The organism is Streptomyces aurantiogriseus (genome assembly GCF_014649375.1).
GTDB classification, from domain to species: domain Bacteria; phylum Actinomycetota; class Actinomycetes; order Streptomycetales; family Streptomycetaceae; genus Streptomyces; species Streptomyces aurantiogriseus.
Map to the genome: position 1 here is coordinate 286,347 of NZ_BMSX01000012.1, position 17,167 is coordinate 303,513.

Here is a 17,167-nt window from a genome sequence, read left to right on the forward strand (position 1 = left end):
CCCGGACGGGCATCCGTCCCTGGACGGCGGGTACCCCGAAGCCGCCCCGACCTGCGTCGACTGTGGCAAAGGTCTCGGATCGGCGCATGAGCCGGGCCGGTGGGGTTACTCCGAAGCCATGGCACGGACATCGAAACCCCGGCCGTCGCCGGGCCCGAACGAGCAGGTGGAGCGACGGGCGCCGGACGAACCCGGCCAACTGCCGAAGCGGTCCTGGTGGGCGGTGCTGAAGGGCACGCTGAAGGAGTTCCAGGACGACGAACTCGCCGACCGTGCGGCCGCCCTGACGTACTACGGTGTGCTGTCGCTGTTCCCGGCCCTGCTGGTCCTGGTGTCCCTGCTGGGCGTCGCCGGCCGGTCGGCGACGGACCAGGTCCTGGATAATCTGCGGAAACTCGCGCCAGGCTCGGCCCGGGACATCGTCAGCGACGCGGTGGAGCAACTCCAGGGCCGTGGCGGGATCGGCTCGATCATGGCGGTCGTCGGCATGGTCCTGGCGGTGTGGTCGGCCTCCGGGTACGTCGCCGCGTTCATCCGCAGCGCCAACGCCGTGTACGACATGCCGGAGGGCCGTCCGGTGTGGAAGGTGCTGCCGGTCCGGGTCGGCGTGACGGTGGTCCTGCTCGTGCTGGCGGTGATCAGCGCGTTGATCGTGGTGTTCACGGGTGCCCTGGCCCACCGGGCCGGGACCGCGCTCGGCATCGGGGACACGGCCCTGACGGTGTGGTCGTTCGCGAAGTGGCCGGTGCTGGTCGTCCTGGTCACCGTCATGATCGCGCTCTTGTACTGGGCGACGCCGAACGTGAAGGGGCGCGGGTTCCGCTGGATCACCCCGGGCAGTGTGCTGGCCCTGGTGATGTGGCTGATCGCCTCCGCCGGCTTCGCGTTCTACGTGGCCAACTTCGCCTCGTACAACAAGACCTACGGCACGCTCGCCGGCGTGATCGTGTTCCTGATGTGGCTGTGGATCAGCAACATCGCGATCCTGATGGGCCTGGAGTTCGACGCGGAACTGGCCCGCCAGCGCGCCGTCGCGGGCGGACTGCCCCGCGACGAGGAGCCGTACGTGCCGCCCCGCGACACCCGCGCCTGGACCGAGGAGGACCAGCGTCGCTTGGAATGAGGGGCGTGGCGGCTGCCGCGTCAGGCCCCGGCCCCGGCCCCCGTGACGGCCGCAACCGGCGTCCTCCTCGTCCACGCGGTCACCCGTGGTCAGGAGGCGTGGCCCGACTCGGGTAGGCCGGCCCACGCCACCTGAGTACACGTACTCATGAGGGCCGGCCCCGCCTCGAGGAGGCTGGTCGCACAAGACGACGAGAGGGAGTCAAACGTGCGTACCGGCAACCGAGTTCAGTCCCCGATGTCCGCGATCGGCCGTGGGGTGAGGCGGTCCGTCCTGGGCCTGTCGCTGGTCGGTCTGAGCGCGGCGCTGCTCACCGGCTGCTCCATCGAGGAGGCGAGCTGTGGAGGCGGCGAGTACCCGGTTCTGGCCGTGGGGAGCAGTGGCAGCTCCTGCGTGCCCAACGGTGAGGAACCGCCGGCGGGATACGCGCGCTACCCGGAAGGCAAGGTCCCCGAGCACGTCGGCGACAAGTGGGACGAGTACTGGAGCACCCGTACCCTCGACGAGAACGGCAAGGTCATCGAGGTGCCCGCGGGCGAGTGAGACGACCGGGCCGTTCCGTTGCACATCACGTGTGCTGCTCTTGGCGCGCGAAGAGTGGTGAGGGATGGGTCCCGCTCGGACGCAGGTCCCACGCTTCCACGGTGAAGCCGGTGTCGCCGGCACCCGTGGTGTGGGCCTGCAGTCGCCACGGTCCGTCGCCGACCGGGTAGAACCTGATGGTGAGTACCTGGCCGGAGGCGAGGTAGATCTCCGCGATCGAGCGATCGACGACCACGCGGAGTTCGACGGGTGTGCCGGGGACGTTCACGGCCGGACAGGACACGGCATACGTGCCTGGACGTGCGCGTGGATCCAGGGAAGCGCGGTTGCGGTCCACGGTGAGCCGGCCGGCGGCGGGGTCGAGGGTGATGTCGAGGTGTTCGGCACCGTCGGCTGAGGTGATCAGGCGCAGCCCGCTCGTACCGGAGGTGTCGGGGGTCAGCGCGGCGGTGAGGTCGAAGGTACGGCTGACCTGGCCCAGTTCTGCCGGCTCGCTCTTGGTCACGTGTCCGGTGCGGTGCAGTACGCGTTCGCCGCGCAGGGCGAGCAGTTCGCGGGCCGGGCGCTGGCCGACCGTGCCGTCGTCGGCCAGGGTGAGTTCGCGCGGGAGCGTCAGGGTGCCCGCCCAACCGGCTTCGTGCGCCCAGGAACCGTCGCGGGCCTCCCACGACCAGCCCCACAGCAGCCAGCGATCTGCCTCGGGAGCCTTGAGCAGGGCCGGGGCGTAGAAGTCCGGCCCGTGGTCCAGCCGTACGGGGGGTGCGGTCGCCGTGAACCGGCCGTGTTCCTCATGGCCGGTGTGGACCGTCACACGGCTCGGGCCGCCCTGTGGAGTCCAGTCGCTGACGATCAGGACGCCGCGGTCGCCGAAGGACGCGTACTGGGGGCATTCCCAGCCGGCCGGGTCGGCGGCGTCGCCCTGGGCGCTGGTGTGGAAGGGACCGCGGTAGGTCCAGTGTTCCAGGTCGTCGGACTCGTAGAGCAGCGCCGCTCCACGGCCGTCGGCGAGGGCCGAGCCGACCAGCATGCGCCAGCGGCCGTCGTGCTGCCAGACGTAGGGGTCCCGGTACATGGTGGTGTCGGCGGGTGGCTGCGGGATGAGCAGTTCGGGTCGCTTGGTCCAGGTGTGGCCGCCGTCGTACGACTGGGCGGTGGTGACCGGCTGCCACCAGCGGTCTGTGCGGTGGGCGGAGTAGAAGGCCAGCATCCGGCCGTCGACGGAGATGGCGTTGCCGGAGAAGCAGCCGTCGGCGTCGTCGCCGCCGGGGGTGGGGGCGAGGGCGACCGGGAGCTCTTCCCAGGTGATCAGATCCGGGCTGCGGAAGTGGCCCCAGTGCACGTTCGCATGCTGCGGGGCGTAGGGGTTGTACTGGAAGAACACGTGATAGTGGCCGTCGTGGAAGACCAGCCCGTTGGGGTCGTTGATCCAGTTGCGGTGCGGGCGCAGGTGTACGGCGGGCAGGTGGGGGTCGGCGGGCGGCGTGGGCACACGGAGCCTTTCGAAGGGTGCGCGAGGCACACAGGGGGGTGGCAGAAAAGCAGGTGGGTGGCAGAAGAAGTGGGGTCGGGTGCAGGTGTACGGCGGGGGTCAGCCCTTGACGCCGCTGGAGGCGATGCTGTTGACGAAGGCACGCTGGAAGGACACGAACAGCGCGAGCACCGGCACGGTGATCATCGACGAGTAGGCCATGATCTCGCCCCAGGAGGGGTTGAGCTGGAAGAAGTAGTCGATGCCGACCATGACCGGCCGCAGGTCCTCGCTCTGGACGACCATCAGCGGCCACAGGTACTGGTTCCACATCGGCAGGAAGGCCAGGATGGCCACCGTGGCGATCGCCGGACCGGACAGCGGCATGACGATGCGCCAGTAGATGCCGAACCAGCTCGCCCCGTCGATGACCGCCGCTTCGTCGAGTTCCTTGGGGATGCTCTGGAAGTACTGGTGGAAGAGGAAGATGAAGAGGGCGTTGCCGATGAACGGCAGGATCTGCACCTGGTAGGTGTCCAGCCAGCCTTCGGTCACGACGAGCCGGCCGCCCTCCAGCTGCAGCCAGGGCAGTTGGTTGACCCACCAGACCATCGGCAGGGCGAAGGTCTCGAACGGCACGATCAGCGTCGCGATCACGGCGGTGAGGACGATCTTCTTGCCGCGCCAGCGCATGCGGGACAGGGCGAACGCCGCGAGACTGTTGATGAAGATGCTCAGTGCCACGGTGATGGCGGAGATCACGAGGGAGTTGAGCAGGAACCGCATGGCGGGCACCCGCTCGAACACCCCGGTGTAGTTGTCCAGGGACAGATGGCCGACCGGCAGGAACGCCTTGATGCCGTCCAGGTCGCCGAAGATCTGCTCGTCGGGTTTGAACGACGACACCAGCATGAAGACGATCGGGAAGGAGAAGAACAGCGCGAGAGCGATGCGCGCCGCCTGCAGGGCGATCCGGCGCGGCGACGGCCTCCGCGGGCGGCGGCCCGGGCGTGCGGGGGCGGGGGACACGGAGGTCATGTCAGTCCTTCTCCCGGGTGAGGAAGCGCTGGACGAGGGAGACGGCCAGCACCAGAACGAAGAAGACGAGGGAGATCGCGGACGCGTATCCGGTCTGCTGCTGGCTGTATCCCGTCCGCACGGCCTGGTAGACGACCGTGCTGGTGGCGTCCAGGGGCCCGCCCTGCGTCATCACGGCGACCTGGGTGAACAGGGCGAACGCGTTGATGGTGATGGTGATGAGCACGAAGGTGCGGGTGGCCTTGAGGCCGGGCCAGGTCACGTGCCGGAAGCGCACCCAGCGGGTGGCCCCGTCCATGTCGGCCGCCTCGTACAGGTCCTGCGGGATGGTCTGCAGTCCGGCCAGCCAGATGACCATGTGGAAGCCGACGCCCTGCCAGACGGACATGACGATGATGGCGGGCATGGCCGTGGAGGGGTTGGTCAGCCAGTCCGGCCCCTGTACCTGGCCGAGGGTGAGGTGGGAGATGAACTCGTTGACCAGCCCGGTCTTCTGGTACAGCAGCGTCCACAGGATGGAGACCACGACCATCGAGGTGACGACCGGGAGGAAGTAGACGGTGCGGAAGAAGTTGACGCCTTTGACCTTGGCGTTGACGAGCAGGGCGAGCACCAGCGCCAGGCCGCCCTGCAGCGGGACGACGACGGTGGCGAAGGAGAAGGTGTTCCGCAGCGACTTGTAGAACAGCGGGTCGTCCAGCAGGGTGCGGAAGTTCTGCAGTCCCGTGAACCGGGCCGGGGTCGGGGAGATCAGACGAGCGTTGGTGAACGCCAGCGCGAAGGTCAGCACCACGGGGATGACGATGAACATCACCAGCAGGAAGACGGCGGGGCTCACCATCCCGAGTGCGGCGATGCTTTCCCTGCGGCGCGCACGCATGCGTGACGTACGCCGCGCCGGTGTCACGGCGGCTGCGGGAGGCGGGGAGGACCTCTTGGGCATTGTGGTGGTCATGGGGCATCCAGGCAGGTATGCGCCCCGGCGAAGGCGGAGGGAGGAGCCGCGTCCGCCGGGGCGGGCGGGCGCGATCAGCTGCCGGCGTAGAAGTTGTTCGTCTTCAGGTTGGTGTCGATCTCGCTGACGGCTCGGTCGAGGGCGCCCTTGACGTCGGCGCCCGCCAGGATGTCCCGAGCCGTCTTGGAGAACACCGTGGAAACGTAGGGGTAGGCCGGGGTGACGGGCCGGACCACCGCGAACTCCTGCGCCGCCTTGAGGAAGATGTTGAACCGACCGCCCGCTTCGTAGCCCTTGACCTGTGCCGCTGCCGCGTCGGTGGCGGGGATGGTGTTGGTGGCCTTCGCGAAGTCCACGAAGTACTTCGTCTGCCGGGAGAAGTTCAGGTAGGCCTGGGCGCCTTCCTTGTTGGCGCAGGTCGAGCTCATGCCCCACTGCCAGGACGCTCCACCGATCTTCGGTCCGTTCCCGAAGTCGACCGGCGGGAGGATCGCCAGATCGCTGCCGAACTTGTCGGTGTTGGCCTGGGCCGACCAGCTGCCGTCCCACTGAATCGCGGTCTTTCCGTTGCGGAAGTCGTCGGCGGGGCTCTTGCTGGACTTCTGCGGCGCGTAGCCCTTCGTGACCATCGAGCGGAACCACTTGCCCCACTCGACGGCCTTCTCGCCGTCCAGCGCGCCCTTGGCGGTCTTGTAGGTCGAGCGGTCGATCAGGTCGCCGCCGAAGCTCTGCAGTATCGGGGAGTAGGCGTACGGGAACCACTCACCGGTGTCGGCCGTGCCGAGGTCCAGGGTGTTCTTGAACTCGCCGCCCGCCTTGATCTTGGCGAGCGCGCCCATGAACTCGTCCTCGGTCCAGGGCTTGTCGAAGGTGGGGACGCGGATGCCGTACTTGTTCAGCACCGACTTGCGGGAGTACATGGTCAGAGCCACGTCGTAGAACCCGAACGCATAGGTCTTGTCCTGGTATGTGGCGACCGTACTGGGCAGCTGGTCCTTCACGGCGACCTTGCCCTGGGACAGGTCCAGCGGCGCGAGGTACCCGCCCCAGGCCCAGTTCGGGACGTTGGGTCCATCGACGTCGAGGATGCACGGCAGCTTCTTGGCGGAAGCGGCGGCCACCACCGAGTCGTTGTAGGAACCCTGCGGGAACGCCTGGATCTTGACCTTGTACGTGCTCTGGCCGGCGTTGAAGTCCTTGACGATCTGCTTCACGACGCCGTACTCGGCGGCGTTGCCGGCGTTGTGCGTCCACAGGATCAGCGTGTTGCCGTCGGCGCCCGACGAGCCGGTGTTCCCGCTGCCACCGCAGCCGCCCACGAGCGCCGCCGCGGCAAGGGCGGCTATGCTCGATACCGCGAGGCGCCTGGTTCTCGATTCCACCTGGGTTCCTCCATTTTCACTGGGCACGGTCCTGGCAGACCGTGCCGGCGGCCGGTGCTGACGGCCGCCTGTATCGGTGGGTGCTTCGCCGTTCCGGGGTCAGAGTCGGGGCGGCGGAGCGACCGATGCCCGTACCACCAGCGGGCAGGGCAGCATTTCCTGAGCAACCGGACCAGGCTCCTGGTCCGGGGCGGCCGTGAGCGCGAGCAGCTGTGCGACCGCGCGCGCCCCCATCTCGTAGTGCGGCAGGGCGACGGTGGTCAGGCCGGGGAACAAGCCGTCGCAGATCAGTTCCTGGTCGTCGAAGCCGATGACCGACAGGTCGTCAGGGATCGACAGCCCCAGTTCGGTGGCGGCGTGGTAGACGCCCATCGCCATCCGGTCGGAGAAGCAGAACAACGCGGTGGGCCGTGGTGTGGTCCGCAGCAGCGTGAGTGCCGCCCGGTACCCGCCGGCGGGTTCGCTGGTCTCGGCCACCACCAGCCGGGGGTCCTCGGCGATGTCCGCCTCGGCGAGAGCACGCCGGTAGCCCTCAAGGCGTCCGTGGGTGGCCGGGATGTCGTCGACGTTGTTGATGAAACCGATACGGCGGTGACCGTGCCGGAGCAGTTCGCTCACAGCGGTGTGGCCGCCCTGGATCTCGTCCGGTACCACCGAGGGAACGGCCGGGTCGTCCGAGCGTGCGTCGAGCAGCACCGTGGGGACCGACCGCAGCCGCTCCGGCACCTCCACGACCCGGTGGTACATGGAGGCGTACAGCACGCCGTCGACCTGGCGCTGCAGCAGAAGGTCGATCTCCTTGCGCTCCAACTCCGGGTCGCCGCCGGTGTTCAGCATGAGCAGCAGGAGGCCGTGCTTGGCCGCCTCCTCCTGCGCTCCCAGGATGATCCGGCCGGCGTGCGGAGTGGTGGCGATCTGGTCGCTGACGAAGCCGATCGTGTTCGAGCGCTTCAGCCGCAGCCCCCGCGCCAGTCCGTTGGGCGCGTACCCCAGTTCCCGGGCCGTTTCGAGCACGCGCTGCCGGGTCTCGGGGTTGATGCGCTTGCCCTCGACCTCGTTGAGGATGTGGGAGACGGTCGTGGTCGAGACGCCGGCGGCAGCCGCCACGTCTTTGATCCCGATCCGACTGCCCATGTTGTGCCCAATCGTTTTGGCCAGTGAGTGCGGGATGAGATTGCGCCCCGCGAGGCGCTCCTGTCAACGGCTCGTTACGAACTCGTGGCTGAGCGACGTCGACGCGAGGCGGCAGCCGACCCGCTGGAAGGGGCGCAGGAGGGCACGCGCTCAGGGCATGGCAAGGGCCGGGCCCGCGAGGCGGGCCCGGCTGACGTCATGTCACCGGATCAAGAGGCCGTCATGTGACCGGATCGAGGGGTCGTCACGCCACCGGATCGAGGAAAGTCAGCACCGAGGCGTCCTCCTCGATCAGGGGGACGAGTGCGGCGTTGAACGGGCCGCCGTACGGGGCCTTCAGGTGGGCCTGGAAGGCGTCCTCGTCCTGGTACACCTCGAAGATCCAGTAGGCGCGCGGGTTGGACGCCTTGGTGTAGACGTCGAAGGCGAGGTTGCCGTCCTCCTCGCGGACCTTCTTGGCGTAGTCCAGGATCAGGCGGGCGACCTCGTCCTCCGCTCCCTCGCGGGCGGTGAACTCGGCGAGCAGGGTCTTGTTCACGGTGATGTGTCCTCCGGGGTCGGGGTCAGTCGCGGTAGGAGTCGAGGTGCCAGACGCGGGCACCGTCCAGCTTCACCGAGCCGTTCTCGGCGAAGACCTCCACTCCCTGGCTGGTGGGGTCGGGGAAGATCTGGTCGGTGATGACCGCTTCGCCGCTGCCGCCGAAGACCTCGACGGACGACCAGTCGACGAGGATCCGCAGCTTCACCTTGCCGTTCCTGGCCTGGAGCGGGGCTCGCTGGACGCCGGGGAAGGTGCTGTTGAAGTCCACGGCGCCTGAGCGGGTGCGGTCGACGTACAGCTCCTGGGTCGTGGTGTCGTAGCCGATGACGGTCTCCTCGCCGTCGGCGCCGGTGCGCACCTTCAGGCCGAAGCGCTCGGCGTCCTTGAGGGAGAAGGTCGCCTCGATGTCGAGTGCCTTGCCCCTGGCTGCAGGGCCGATCAGGGGCTTTGTGGTGCTTTTGACGGTGACGCCGGATGCCGTCGCCGGGCTCTTCTCGCGGAGGGACTCCAGGCTTGCCACCGGCTTGCTGGTCAGCCGAACTCGGCCGTCGATCGTACGCAGGGCCATCTCCCGGGGTGCGCTCTGCGCTCCGCGCCAGGGGGAGGTGGGGATGGCGCCGCTGTAGTCCCAGTTGTTCATCCAGCCGACCATGTACCGCTTACCGCCCGGAGCGTTCTCCCAGGACACCGCCGCGTAGTAGTCCTTGCCGTAGTCGGCCCAGTCGGCGCGCTGCACGACGGACTTGGCGGGGGCGTCGGCGGCGGTGAACCGGTCGGCCAGGATGTGGCCCCAGCCGGCGGTGTTCATGTCGACGACCTGGATGCGTGCCTTCTTGCCCGCGTAGGGGCGCAGGTCGAAGGAGGCCCAGTCCAGGGTCTCGCTGTTGGAGCCGGTGGCGCTGCGGACGACCTCGCCGTCGACGATCAGGTTGACGGATGTCTCCTGGGAGACGGGCCGGGCCTTGGTGTCGGACAGCATGATGTGGTCGACGTTGAGGTGACCCCAGCCGCCGGTGTTGTCGTCGACGATCCTGAGCTGCGCCTTCTTGCCGGCGAGGTCGCTGACGTCCCAGGAAGCCCAGTTGAGTGCCTCGGCGTCCTTTCCGGTGGCGCTGCGCACCACCTGGCCGTCGACGAGGAGTTCGAGGGCGGTGGGGTTGGCGGAGCCGACGGGGTGGTTGCCGCCGCCGATGAGGAAGTTGATGTGGTTCTTGTCGATGGTGAATTCCGGCGAGGTGAGGGTGCCGGTGGTGGAGTCGCCGTTCAGGTAGGTGTTGACCAGACCGCTGCCCAGGAATCCGGAGACCTCCTGCTGGTTGGGGAGGGTGCCGGTGGCCGGTGCCGAGCCGAAGGCGTCTCCGGTCTTCGTCCAGTCGCCGTAGCTGCCGCCCTCGAAGTCGGCGAGGACCGTGCCCGCGGGCGGAGGCCCCTGCTCCATGACGGTTCCGGCCTCGTGCGGGTGCCGTCCGCCGCCGACCTTGAAGTTCAGGTAGGAGCTGTCGACGGTGAACTCGGGTGAGGTGAGGGTGCCGGTGGTGCCGTCACCTGAGTGGAAGCTGTTGGCGAGGCCCTTGCCGTCGAAGCCCTCGACGGCCCCCTGCCCGGCCAGTGCCCCGGCCGCCGGCCCCGCGCCGAACGCGGTGCCGGTCGTCGTCCACGTACCGAAGTCGGTGCTCTCGAAGTCCTGCACCACCGTGCCGCTGGGCGGGGTGTAGGTGCCCTTGTCCTCGGCGGTGAACTTCGTGCCGTCGAAGTCGCCGACGAAGTACTGGGCGGCCGAACCGCCCGCGATGCCACCGGGGTTGATGTTGACGACCAGGACCCACTTGATGTTGTTCTCGTCCCCGTCGACCGCGAGGGGGAACAGGTCGGGGCACTCCCACACGCCGCCCGTCGCGCCGGCCGGCCCGAACTCGCTGAGCAGGTCCCAGTCCTTGAGGTTCTTCGACGAGTAGAACTGCACCTTGTGCTCGGTGGACAGCGACACCGTCATCAGCCAGCTCTTGGTCGGCTCGTACCACTGGACCTTGGGGTCACGGAACTCTCTGGAGCCGATGTCGATGACGGGATTGCCCTGGTACTTGGTCCAGGTGCGGCCGCGGTCGGTGCTGTAGGCGAGCGACTGCGCCTGGATGCCCGTGGCCTTGTTGAAGCTGGTGTAGATCGCCACCATGGGCGGGTTCTTCGTGGTGCCGAACCCGGTGGTGTTGTTCCAGTCGACGACCGCGCTGCCGGAGAACACCATCTCCTCGTCGTCGTGCGACAGGGCGAGCGGCAGCTCCGTCCAGTGCACGAGGTCCTTGCTCACCGCGTGCCCCCAGGACATGTCGCCCCAGGAGTTACCGTTCGGGTTGTACTGGTAGAAAAGGTGATATTCACCCTTGAAGTACACGAGGCCGTTGGGGTCGTTCATCCAGTTCTTCTCCGGGGTGAAGTGGAACTGGGGCCGGTAGGTCTCGGTGTACGGCGGGGTGTCGGCGGCGACGGCCTGAGGGGCGAGCGGGGCTGCGGACAGGGCGCAGACGGTTGCCACCGCCGCGATCATCCGTGTGCGGGCATGCCGGGATACGCGTCCAGAGCTCATGGTGTCTCCTGTGCCGCGGCCGTCCGCGCAGCGGAGCCTGCTGCCCGGCGCGGAACCGGCCGAAAAGTGACGCCTTGCCGGCGCCGACGTCCACGGCGCCGGCAAGGGGTGTCATCGTTGACTTGTGTCATCGATGACATCGAGTGGCCCGATGATGGGGGCAATCCGGCCGATGCGTCAACGGTTCGGCGGTCATGTCTACCTGAGCGGATTGCCCGCCCGTCATGCGCGGTCGGCCGTGGCGAGCTGCGCCAACTGGCTCTGCCAGGGCGGGTTGGGACCGGCGACAGAGCAGGTCAGGGCTGCGACGCGGGCGCCGAACCGGCATGCTTCCGCAACGTCGTCGAGGCGGAGTTCTGTCAGCCGGCCGCCGAGAAGCCCGCGGGCGCCGAGGTGGTGCAGCAGACCGGCGGTGAAGGAGTCACCCGCCCCGACCGTGTCGACGACACTCGTCGCAACGGCGGGCACCTGGACCCGCTCGCCGTCGAGCGAGGCCAGGGCGCCGTCGGCTCCGCGCGTGATCACGACGAGCCGCGCCCCGGCCGCGTGCCAGATGTCGCACGCCTGCTCGGGCGGCGTGCCCGGCAGCAGGAGTTGGAGGTCGTCCTCGCTCAGCCGCAGCACGTCGGCGAGGGCGCACCAGTGCGCCAGCCGGGCGCGGTAGACGTCGGGGTGCACCAGCAGCGGCCGGACGTTGGGGTCGATGCTGATGGTCGCGTGCGGGGCGGCCGAGGCCAGGAAGTCCTCCACCACCGCCGCACCGGGTTCCCGGACCAGGGCCAGGGATCCGGTGTGCAGGCAGGCGGTTCCGGAGAGGTCCACCCGGTTCAGTTCCTCGGCCGTCCACTGCCAGTCGGCCGTGTTCTGCGCATGGAAGGAGAACGCGGCCTGCCCCTGGGTGTCCAGCTCCGCCACGGCCAGCGTGCTGGGTTCGGCGGCCTGGACGGCGTCCGACAGGTCCACTTCCGACGCCTCCAGATGGGCCCGGAACAGGCGGCCGAACACGTCGCCGGACAGGCGCGCGAGGAAGCGCGCCGGGGTGCCGATACGGGCCAGGGACACTGCCGTGTTCGCAGGTCCGCCGCCCGGCAGTACACGCAGGGCGAGTTCGTTCGAGGTGCTCGCGGGTTCGGCGAACGCGTCCGCGACGCACTCCCCCAGGACGGTGATCTGACGCGGGCTCATGGGCTGCTCTTCTCTGACGGGCGTACGGGCACACCGGGCGCGTCGGGGCGGCCGCCGGACAGCCACGGTGGGCGGCGGTCGCGGATGTTTGCCGATTTGTGACGAGTGCAAGGCATTGACGTTGCCGGGAAGCGGAGTCCATCATCCTCGCCAGGCAGTGTCAACGATGACATAAGTCAACGATGACACCCCGGGCGGCATGCTCTGATCCCAACCCCGTGCTGCCCGCTATCCCACAGGAGTCGATCATGTCTCGCACCACTCGTCTGTCCTCCTCCCTCCTCAGAGTTGCCGCGGTCACGGGCGTCGCGGCCCTCACCCTGACGGCCTGCGGGTCCGGCTCCGGATCGGGCTCCTCGAGTTCCGGCTCGGGCGAGATCAAGGTCGGCCTGATCACCAAGACGGACACCAACCCGTTCTTCGTGAAGATGAAGGAGGGCGCGGAGAAGGCCGCCAAGGAGAACGGCGCCAAGCTGGTCACCGCCGCGGGCAAGTTCGACGGCGACAACGCCGGTCAGGTCACGGCCATCGAGAACATGGTCGCCTCCGGTGTGAAGGGCATCCTGATCACCCCGAGCGACTCCAAGGCCATCGTGCCCGCGATCGAGAAGGCCAAGGCCAAGGGCGTCCTCGTCATCGCCCTGGACACGCCGACCGAGCCGGAGAGCGCGGTCGACGCCCTCTTCGCCACCGACAACCTCAAGGCCGGCGAGCTGATCGGCCAGTACGCCAAGGCCGCCATGAAGGGCAAGACCGCCAAGATAGCCACGCTCGACCTCGCACCGGGTGTGTCCGTCGGCGTCCAGCGGCACGACGGCTTCCTGAAGGGCTTCGGCGTCAAGGAGGGCGACTCCTCCATCGTCTGCTCCCAGGACACCGGCGGCGACCAGGCCAAGGGCCAGACGGCGATGGAGAACTGCCTCCAGAAGGAGCCCGGCATCAACGTCGTCTACACCATCAACGAGCCGGCCGCGCTGGGCGCGTACACCGCGCTCAAGGCCAAGGGCCGGGAGAAGGACGTCCTGATCGTCTCCGTCGACGGCGGCTGCACCGGCACGACGGCTGTCAAGGACGGCAAGATCGCCGCAACCTCGCAGCAGTACCCGCTGAAGATGGCCGCCGAGGGCGTCAAGGCCGTCGTGACGTACGCCAAGGACGGCAAGAAGGCGTCCGGTTACACGGACACGGGTGTCACCCTGATCACCGACAAGGCGCAGGCCGGGGTCACGTCCAAGGACACCGCCTACGGCCTGGAGAACTGCTGGGGCTGAGCCGCCCCGAGGACCGTACGACGCCGCCTTCCCCTCAGCGGGGCGGTCGGCCCCTCCTCCCCGATCGGGGGACGGCCGCCCCCTCGTCTCCTCTTCCCCCTGGCCTCCGGCAGGGACGGACAAGGACATCTGTCTTCCGACAAGGACTTCGCATGACAGCCACGACCACGCCCCCGAGCACGTCCTCGCCCTATGCAGAGCTCAAGGCACCGAGCACGGCCCGCAGACTGCTCACGGCGCCGACCACCGGCCCGCTGGTCGCCCTCCTCCTGGCCTGCGCCTTCTTCTCCCTCTCGACCGACCAGTTCCTCACCGGCGGGAACTTCTCGCTGATCGTGCAGCAGGTCATGGTCGTCGGGACACTCGCCATCGGACAGACCCTCATCATCCTCACGGCGGGTATCGACCTGTCGTGCGGTGCCGTGATGGCGTTCGGCAGCATCATGATCGCCAAGATGGCCGCCGAGGGCTCCCTGCCCCCGCTCGCCGCCATCGCCCTGGGCATAGCCGTCTGCGGCGGCTTCGGGCTGCTCAACGGGCTGCTGGTGCAGAAGATCCCGCTGCCGCCGTTCATCGTCACCCTCGGCATGCTCAACGTGGCGTTCGCGCTGACCCACATCTACTCCGAGGAGCAGACGGTCACCAACCTGCCGGGCCCGCTGACGGCCCTCGGGCAGACCTTCCCGCTCGGCCACACCGACATCACCTACGGCTCCCTGGTCACCATCGCCCTGTTCCTCCTCCTCGCCTACGCGCTGAGCAGCACCGGCTGGGGCCGGCACGTCTACGCGCTGGGCAACAGCCAGGAAGCGGCGCGGCTGAACGGCATCCGCACCTCCCGCCTGACCGTCGGCATCTACACGGTGGCGGGTCTGCTGTACGGCATCGCCGCCCTGCTGCTCATCTCCCGCACCGGGGTCGGCGACCCCCAGGCCGGACAGACCGACAACCTCGACAGCATCACCGCCGTGGTCCTCGGCGGCACCAGCCTCTTCGGCGGACGCGGGTCCGTCCTGGGCACCTTCATCGGTGTTCTCATCGTCGGTGTCTTCCGCAACGGCCTGCAGCTGATGGGCGTCGCCTCCATCTACCAGACCCTGATCACCGGTGTCCTGGTGATCCTCGCGGTGACCGTCGACCAGATCTCCCGGAAGAAGGCCCGATGACCGCCACCTCCTCTCCCACCCCCGTGCTGCAGGCCCGCGGGCTGGTCAAGCGCTACGGCCATGTCACCGCCATCGACGGAGCCGACTTCGACCTGATGCCCGGTGAGGTCCTCGCCGTCATCGGTGACAACGGGGCCGGCAAGACCAGCCTGATCAAGGCACTCACCGGCGCGCTGGTCCCGGACGCGGGCGAGATACGGCTCAACGGCGAACCCATCACCTTCTCCGGACCGCAGAGCGCCCGCGCCCACGGCATCGAGACGGTCTATCAGGACCTCGCCGTGGCCGCCTCCATGGACATCGCCTCGAACATGTTCCTCGGACGCGAGCTCCGCCGCCCCGGCGTCCTCGGCAGTGTCTTCCGCATGCTGGACAAGAAGCGCATGCGCCAGGAGGCCGCCGAGCACATGGCCGACCTGAAGATCGGACTGCGCTCGCTGACGCAGGCGGTCGAGACGCTCTCCGGCGGACAGCGGCAGGCCGTCGCGGTGGCCCGTTCCGTCGCCTGGGCCCGCAGCGTCGTCGTCATGGACGAACCCACCGCCGCCCTCGGCGTCAAGGAGTCCGGCCAGGTGCTGGACCTCATCCGCCGCGTCCGGGACAAGGGCATGCCGGTCGTCCTGATCAGCCACAACATGCCGCACGTGTTCGAGATCGCCGACCGGATCCACGTCCACCGCCTCGGCCGGCGCGCGGCCGTGATCAAGCCCTCCGACTACTCCATGGCGGAGGTCGTCGCCATCATGACCGGCGCGCTCACCGTCGACGAGGCCGGAGACACCGTCGTAGCGGATTCCGAGGCGGCGAAGGCCGCCGGAGTCCAGGCCACCTGACAGCACGACCCGGCTCTCCTGGTTTCCGGCCGAGGCCGCGGCCGGAACCGAGAGCCCACAGGAGACGGTTTCTCCATGGCAGCCAACCGCCGCCCCACCCTGGCCGATGTCGCCCGAGAGGTCGGCGTCAGCGCCAAGACGGTCTCCCGCGTCCTCAACGAGGACGGTCCCGCTTCCCCGCAGACCAGGGAACAGGTTCTCGCCGCGGTGGCCAAGCTCGGCTTCCAGCCGAACCTGATGGCCCGCAACATCCGCGTCGGCGGACCCGACACCACCGTCGGACTGGTCATCCCCGACGTCGCCAACCCCTTCTTCGGAGCCGTGGCCCGCGCGATCGAGGACACCGCCCGCGAACGCGGACTGACCCTGCTCATGGGCTCCTCCGCGGACGACCCCGACCGCGAACGCGCCCTGACGGACAAGTTCCTCGCCCGGCGGGTCAGCATCCTGATCGTCGTGCCGTCCGTCGGCGCCGACCACTCCCACCTCAAGTCCCACCGTACGGCCGGACTGCCGGTGATCTTTCTCGACCGACCAGGAGCCGGCCTCGCCACGGACAGCATCGTGAGCTCCAACCGCGCGGGCGCCCACGACGGCGTCGCCCATCTGATCGCCCACGGGCACCGGCGCATCGGCTTCGTCGGTGACCTGCCCGTCAAGCTGTACACCCGCCGCGAGCGTCTGGCGGGCTATCGCGAGGCCCTGCAGAAGGCCGGCATCCCCTACGACCGCTCGCTGGTCACCAACGCCCACGACCAGCACGGCGCCTCCGCCGCCACCTCCCAGCTCCTCGGCCTGGCCGATCCCCCCACCGCCCTGTTCGCCGGCAACAACATCATGGCCCTGGGGATCGTCGCCGAACTGGCCCGCAGCAAGCGCAAGCACGTGGCCGTCGTCGCCTTCGACGACGTATCGCTGGCCGAGGCACTCGAGCCGGCCCTGACCGCCGTCGCCCAGGACCCCGAGGAAATCGGCAGAGCGGCGGCGACCACCGCCCTTTCCCGCCTGGACGGCGACCGCTCCCGCGCCCGCACCATCACCGTCCCCACCCGCCTGATCGTCCGGGGCTCGGGCGAGCAGCCCGCGCTCGCGACGCGGGAGGCATGAAGGTCGCCTCCGTAGGAGCGCGGCGCGGGCCACAGGTTACGGGGGCGCCCTCGTCGGCACGCTCTCGGAGGTCGTTTCATCTGGTGGGTTGTGGGCCGGCATCCGCGCGCAGGCGTTCCTGCCACAAGCGGGCCACAGCGGCTTCAGGCTCAGTGGTTCTCTGCACGCGACTCACCATCGTGCAGCGTCTCCACGGAGGGGTGCTGTTCACTCGGCTCCATTGGGCGAAGCGCCGGTAGACCCTCTGCCGGCTCGGGGCGTCATCCCTTGACGTCAGGAAGGCGCGGCCTCCGGAGGATGACGCCCCGCCCGGCTCACCAGGTCTTGCCCGCCTGCTCTCGGATCGTGCGGTTGATCCGGTTGAAGAAGTTGGTCATCGCGATCTCCAGGATGATCGCGTTCAGCTGCTCCTCGCTGAAGTGGTCGGCGGCGGCGTCCCAGATCTCGTCGGTCACGCCCGGTGCGCCGTCCTGGAGCCGGGTGGCGGCCTCGGTCAGGGCGAGGGCCGCCCGCTCCTCCTCGGTGTAGAAGGGCGTCTCGCGCCACGCGACCACGTTGTGCAGCCGCTCGTCCGTCTCACCGGCCTTCCGCGCCGACTCGATCGAGGCGAAAACGCACGGGCTGCAGCCGTTGATCTGGCTGGTACGCAGATGGACCAGCGACAGCAGGCGCCTGTCGACGCCCCCGGCGTGAATCGCCTTGTAGAGGTGCTGGATCGCTGTGATCACATCGGGGTTCGCCGGGCCGTTCACGCGTGCTTCCATCAGTGCTGCTCCTTCATCGGTTACCTGAGCCCCTCCGGGCCCGTCATCACCCACGACGGAACAGAGCCGAGGA

15 protein-coding genes are annotated in these 17,167 nt (G+C 68.8%); 6 read left to right on the forward strand and 9 right to left on the reverse strand.

Annotated features, from left to right (window positions below):
• Positions 1-118 precede the first annotated feature (118 nt).
• Both IE263_RS25625 and IE263_RS25630 read left to right on the forward strand, forming a co-directional pair.
• Positions 119-1,123 carry a YihY/virulence factor BrkB family protein gene (locus IE263_RS25625; RefSeq protein WP_189940108.1) on the forward strand — a complete coding sequence of 335 codons (1,005 nt, stop codon included), beginning with the start codon at positions 119-121 and terminating at the stop codon, positions 1,121-1,123.
• Between the two features lie 237 nt (positions 1,124-1,360).
• Entirely contained in the window at positions 1,361-1,666 is a 306-nt protein-coding gene (locus tag IE263_RS25630) for an SCO0607 family lipoprotein (RefSeq protein ID WP_229911159.1), read from the forward strand.
• 25 nt (positions 1,667-1,691) lie between these two features.
• On the opposite strand, the gene IE263_RS25635 is transcribed toward IE263_RS25630, so the two are convergent.
• The 8 genes from IE263_RS25635 to IE263_RS25670 all read right to left on the reverse strand — a co-directional run bounded on the left by IE263_RS25635 (position 1,692) and on the right by IE263_RS25670 (position 11,953).
• The gene (locus IE263_RS25635; RefSeq protein ID WP_189940109.1) at positions 1,692-3,155 is read right to left on the reverse strand and encodes a glycoside hydrolase family 32 protein; all 1,464 of its coding nucleotides are present in this window, start codon (positions 3,153-3,155) and stop codon (positions 1,692-1,694) included.
• Between the two features lie 99 nt (positions 3,156-3,254).
• Positions 3,255-4,172, reverse strand: coding sequence for a carbohydrate ABC transporter permease (locus IE263_RS25640; RefSeq protein WP_189940110.1), 918 nt, complete (start codon positions 4,170-4,172; stop codon positions 3,255-3,257).
• Between the two features lies 1 nt (position 4,173).
• A complete protein-coding gene (locus IE263_RS25645) occupies positions 4,174-5,127 on the reverse strand; it encodes a carbohydrate ABC transporter permease (RefSeq protein WP_189940111.1) in 954 nt (317 codons plus the stop codon).
• A 74-nt stretch (positions 5,128-5,201) separates the two neighbouring features.
• Positions 5,202-6,509: an extracellular solute-binding protein gene (locus IE263_RS25650; RefSeq protein WP_189940112.1), complete on the reverse strand. Its 1,308-nt coding sequence runs from the start codon at positions 6,507-6,509 to the stop codon at positions 5,202-5,204.
• Between the two features lie 99 nt (positions 6,510-6,608).
• Positions 6,609-7,643 carry a LacI family DNA-binding transcriptional regulator gene (locus tag IE263_RS25655; protein ID WP_189940113.1) on the reverse strand — a complete coding sequence of 345 codons (1,035 nt, stop codon included), beginning with the start codon at positions 7,641-7,643 and terminating at the stop codon, positions 6,609-6,611.
• 244 nt (positions 7,644-7,887) lie between these two features.
• Positions 7,888-8,181 carry a putative quinol monooxygenase gene (locus tag IE263_RS25660; protein ID WP_189940114.1) on the reverse strand — a complete coding sequence of 98 codons (294 nt, stop codon included), beginning with the start codon at positions 8,179-8,181 and terminating at the stop codon, positions 7,888-7,890.
• A 25-nt stretch (positions 8,182-8,206) separates the two neighbouring features.
• Positions 8,207-10,768 (reverse strand): GH32 C-terminal domain-containing protein, encoded by a 2,562-nt coding sequence (locus tag IE263_RS25665; RefSeq protein ID WP_189940115.1) that lies wholly within the window; start codon positions 10,766-10,768, stop codon positions 8,207-8,209.
• Positions 10,769-10,990: 222 nt separating this feature from the next.
• The gene (locus IE263_RS25670) at positions 10,991-11,953 is read right to left on the reverse strand and encodes a carbohydrate kinase family protein (RefSeq protein ID WP_189940116.1); all 963 of its coding nucleotides are present in this window, start codon (positions 11,951-11,953) and stop codon (positions 10,991-10,993) included.
• A 248-nt stretch (positions 11,954-12,201) separates the two neighbouring features.
• On the opposite strand from IE263_RS25670, the gene IE263_RS25675 reads away from it, so the two are divergent.
• From IE263_RS25675 to IE263_RS25690, 4 genes are all read left to right on the forward strand, one after another.
• Complete coding sequence (locus IE263_RS25675; protein ID WP_189940117.1) at positions 12,202-13,224, forward strand: sugar ABC transporter substrate-binding protein; 1,023 nt, start codon at positions 12,202-12,204, stop codon at positions 13,222-13,224.
• Between the two features lie 152 nt (positions 13,225-13,376).
• Positions 13,377-14,390, forward strand: coding sequence for an ABC transporter permease (locus tag IE263_RS25680; protein WP_189940118.1), 1,014 nt, complete (start codon positions 13,377-13,379; stop codon positions 14,388-14,390).
• Positions 14,387-15,223 carry an ATP-binding cassette domain-containing protein gene (locus IE263_RS25685; protein WP_189940119.1) on the forward strand — a complete coding sequence of 279 codons (837 nt, stop codon included), beginning with the start codon at positions 14,387-14,389 and terminating at the stop codon, positions 15,221-15,223. Before IE263_RS25680 ends, IE263_RS25685 begins: the two co-directional genes overlap by 4 nt.
• Positions 15,224-15,298: 75 nt before the next feature.
• Positions 15,299-16,330, forward strand: a complete 1,032-nt coding sequence (locus IE263_RS25690; protein ID WP_189940120.1) for a LacI family DNA-binding transcriptional regulator — start codon at positions 15,299-15,301, stop codon at positions 16,328-16,330.
• A gap of 314 nt (positions 16,331-16,644) precedes the next feature.
• Here the strand turns inward: IE263_RS25690 and IE263_RS25695 are convergent, their stop codons facing one another.
• A complete protein-coding gene (locus tag IE263_RS25695; RefSeq protein ID WP_189940121.1) occupies positions 16,645-17,094 on the reverse strand; it encodes a carboxymuconolactone decarboxylase family protein in 450 nt (149 codons plus the stop codon).
• Between the last annotated feature and the right edge of the window lie 73 nt (positions 17,095-17,167).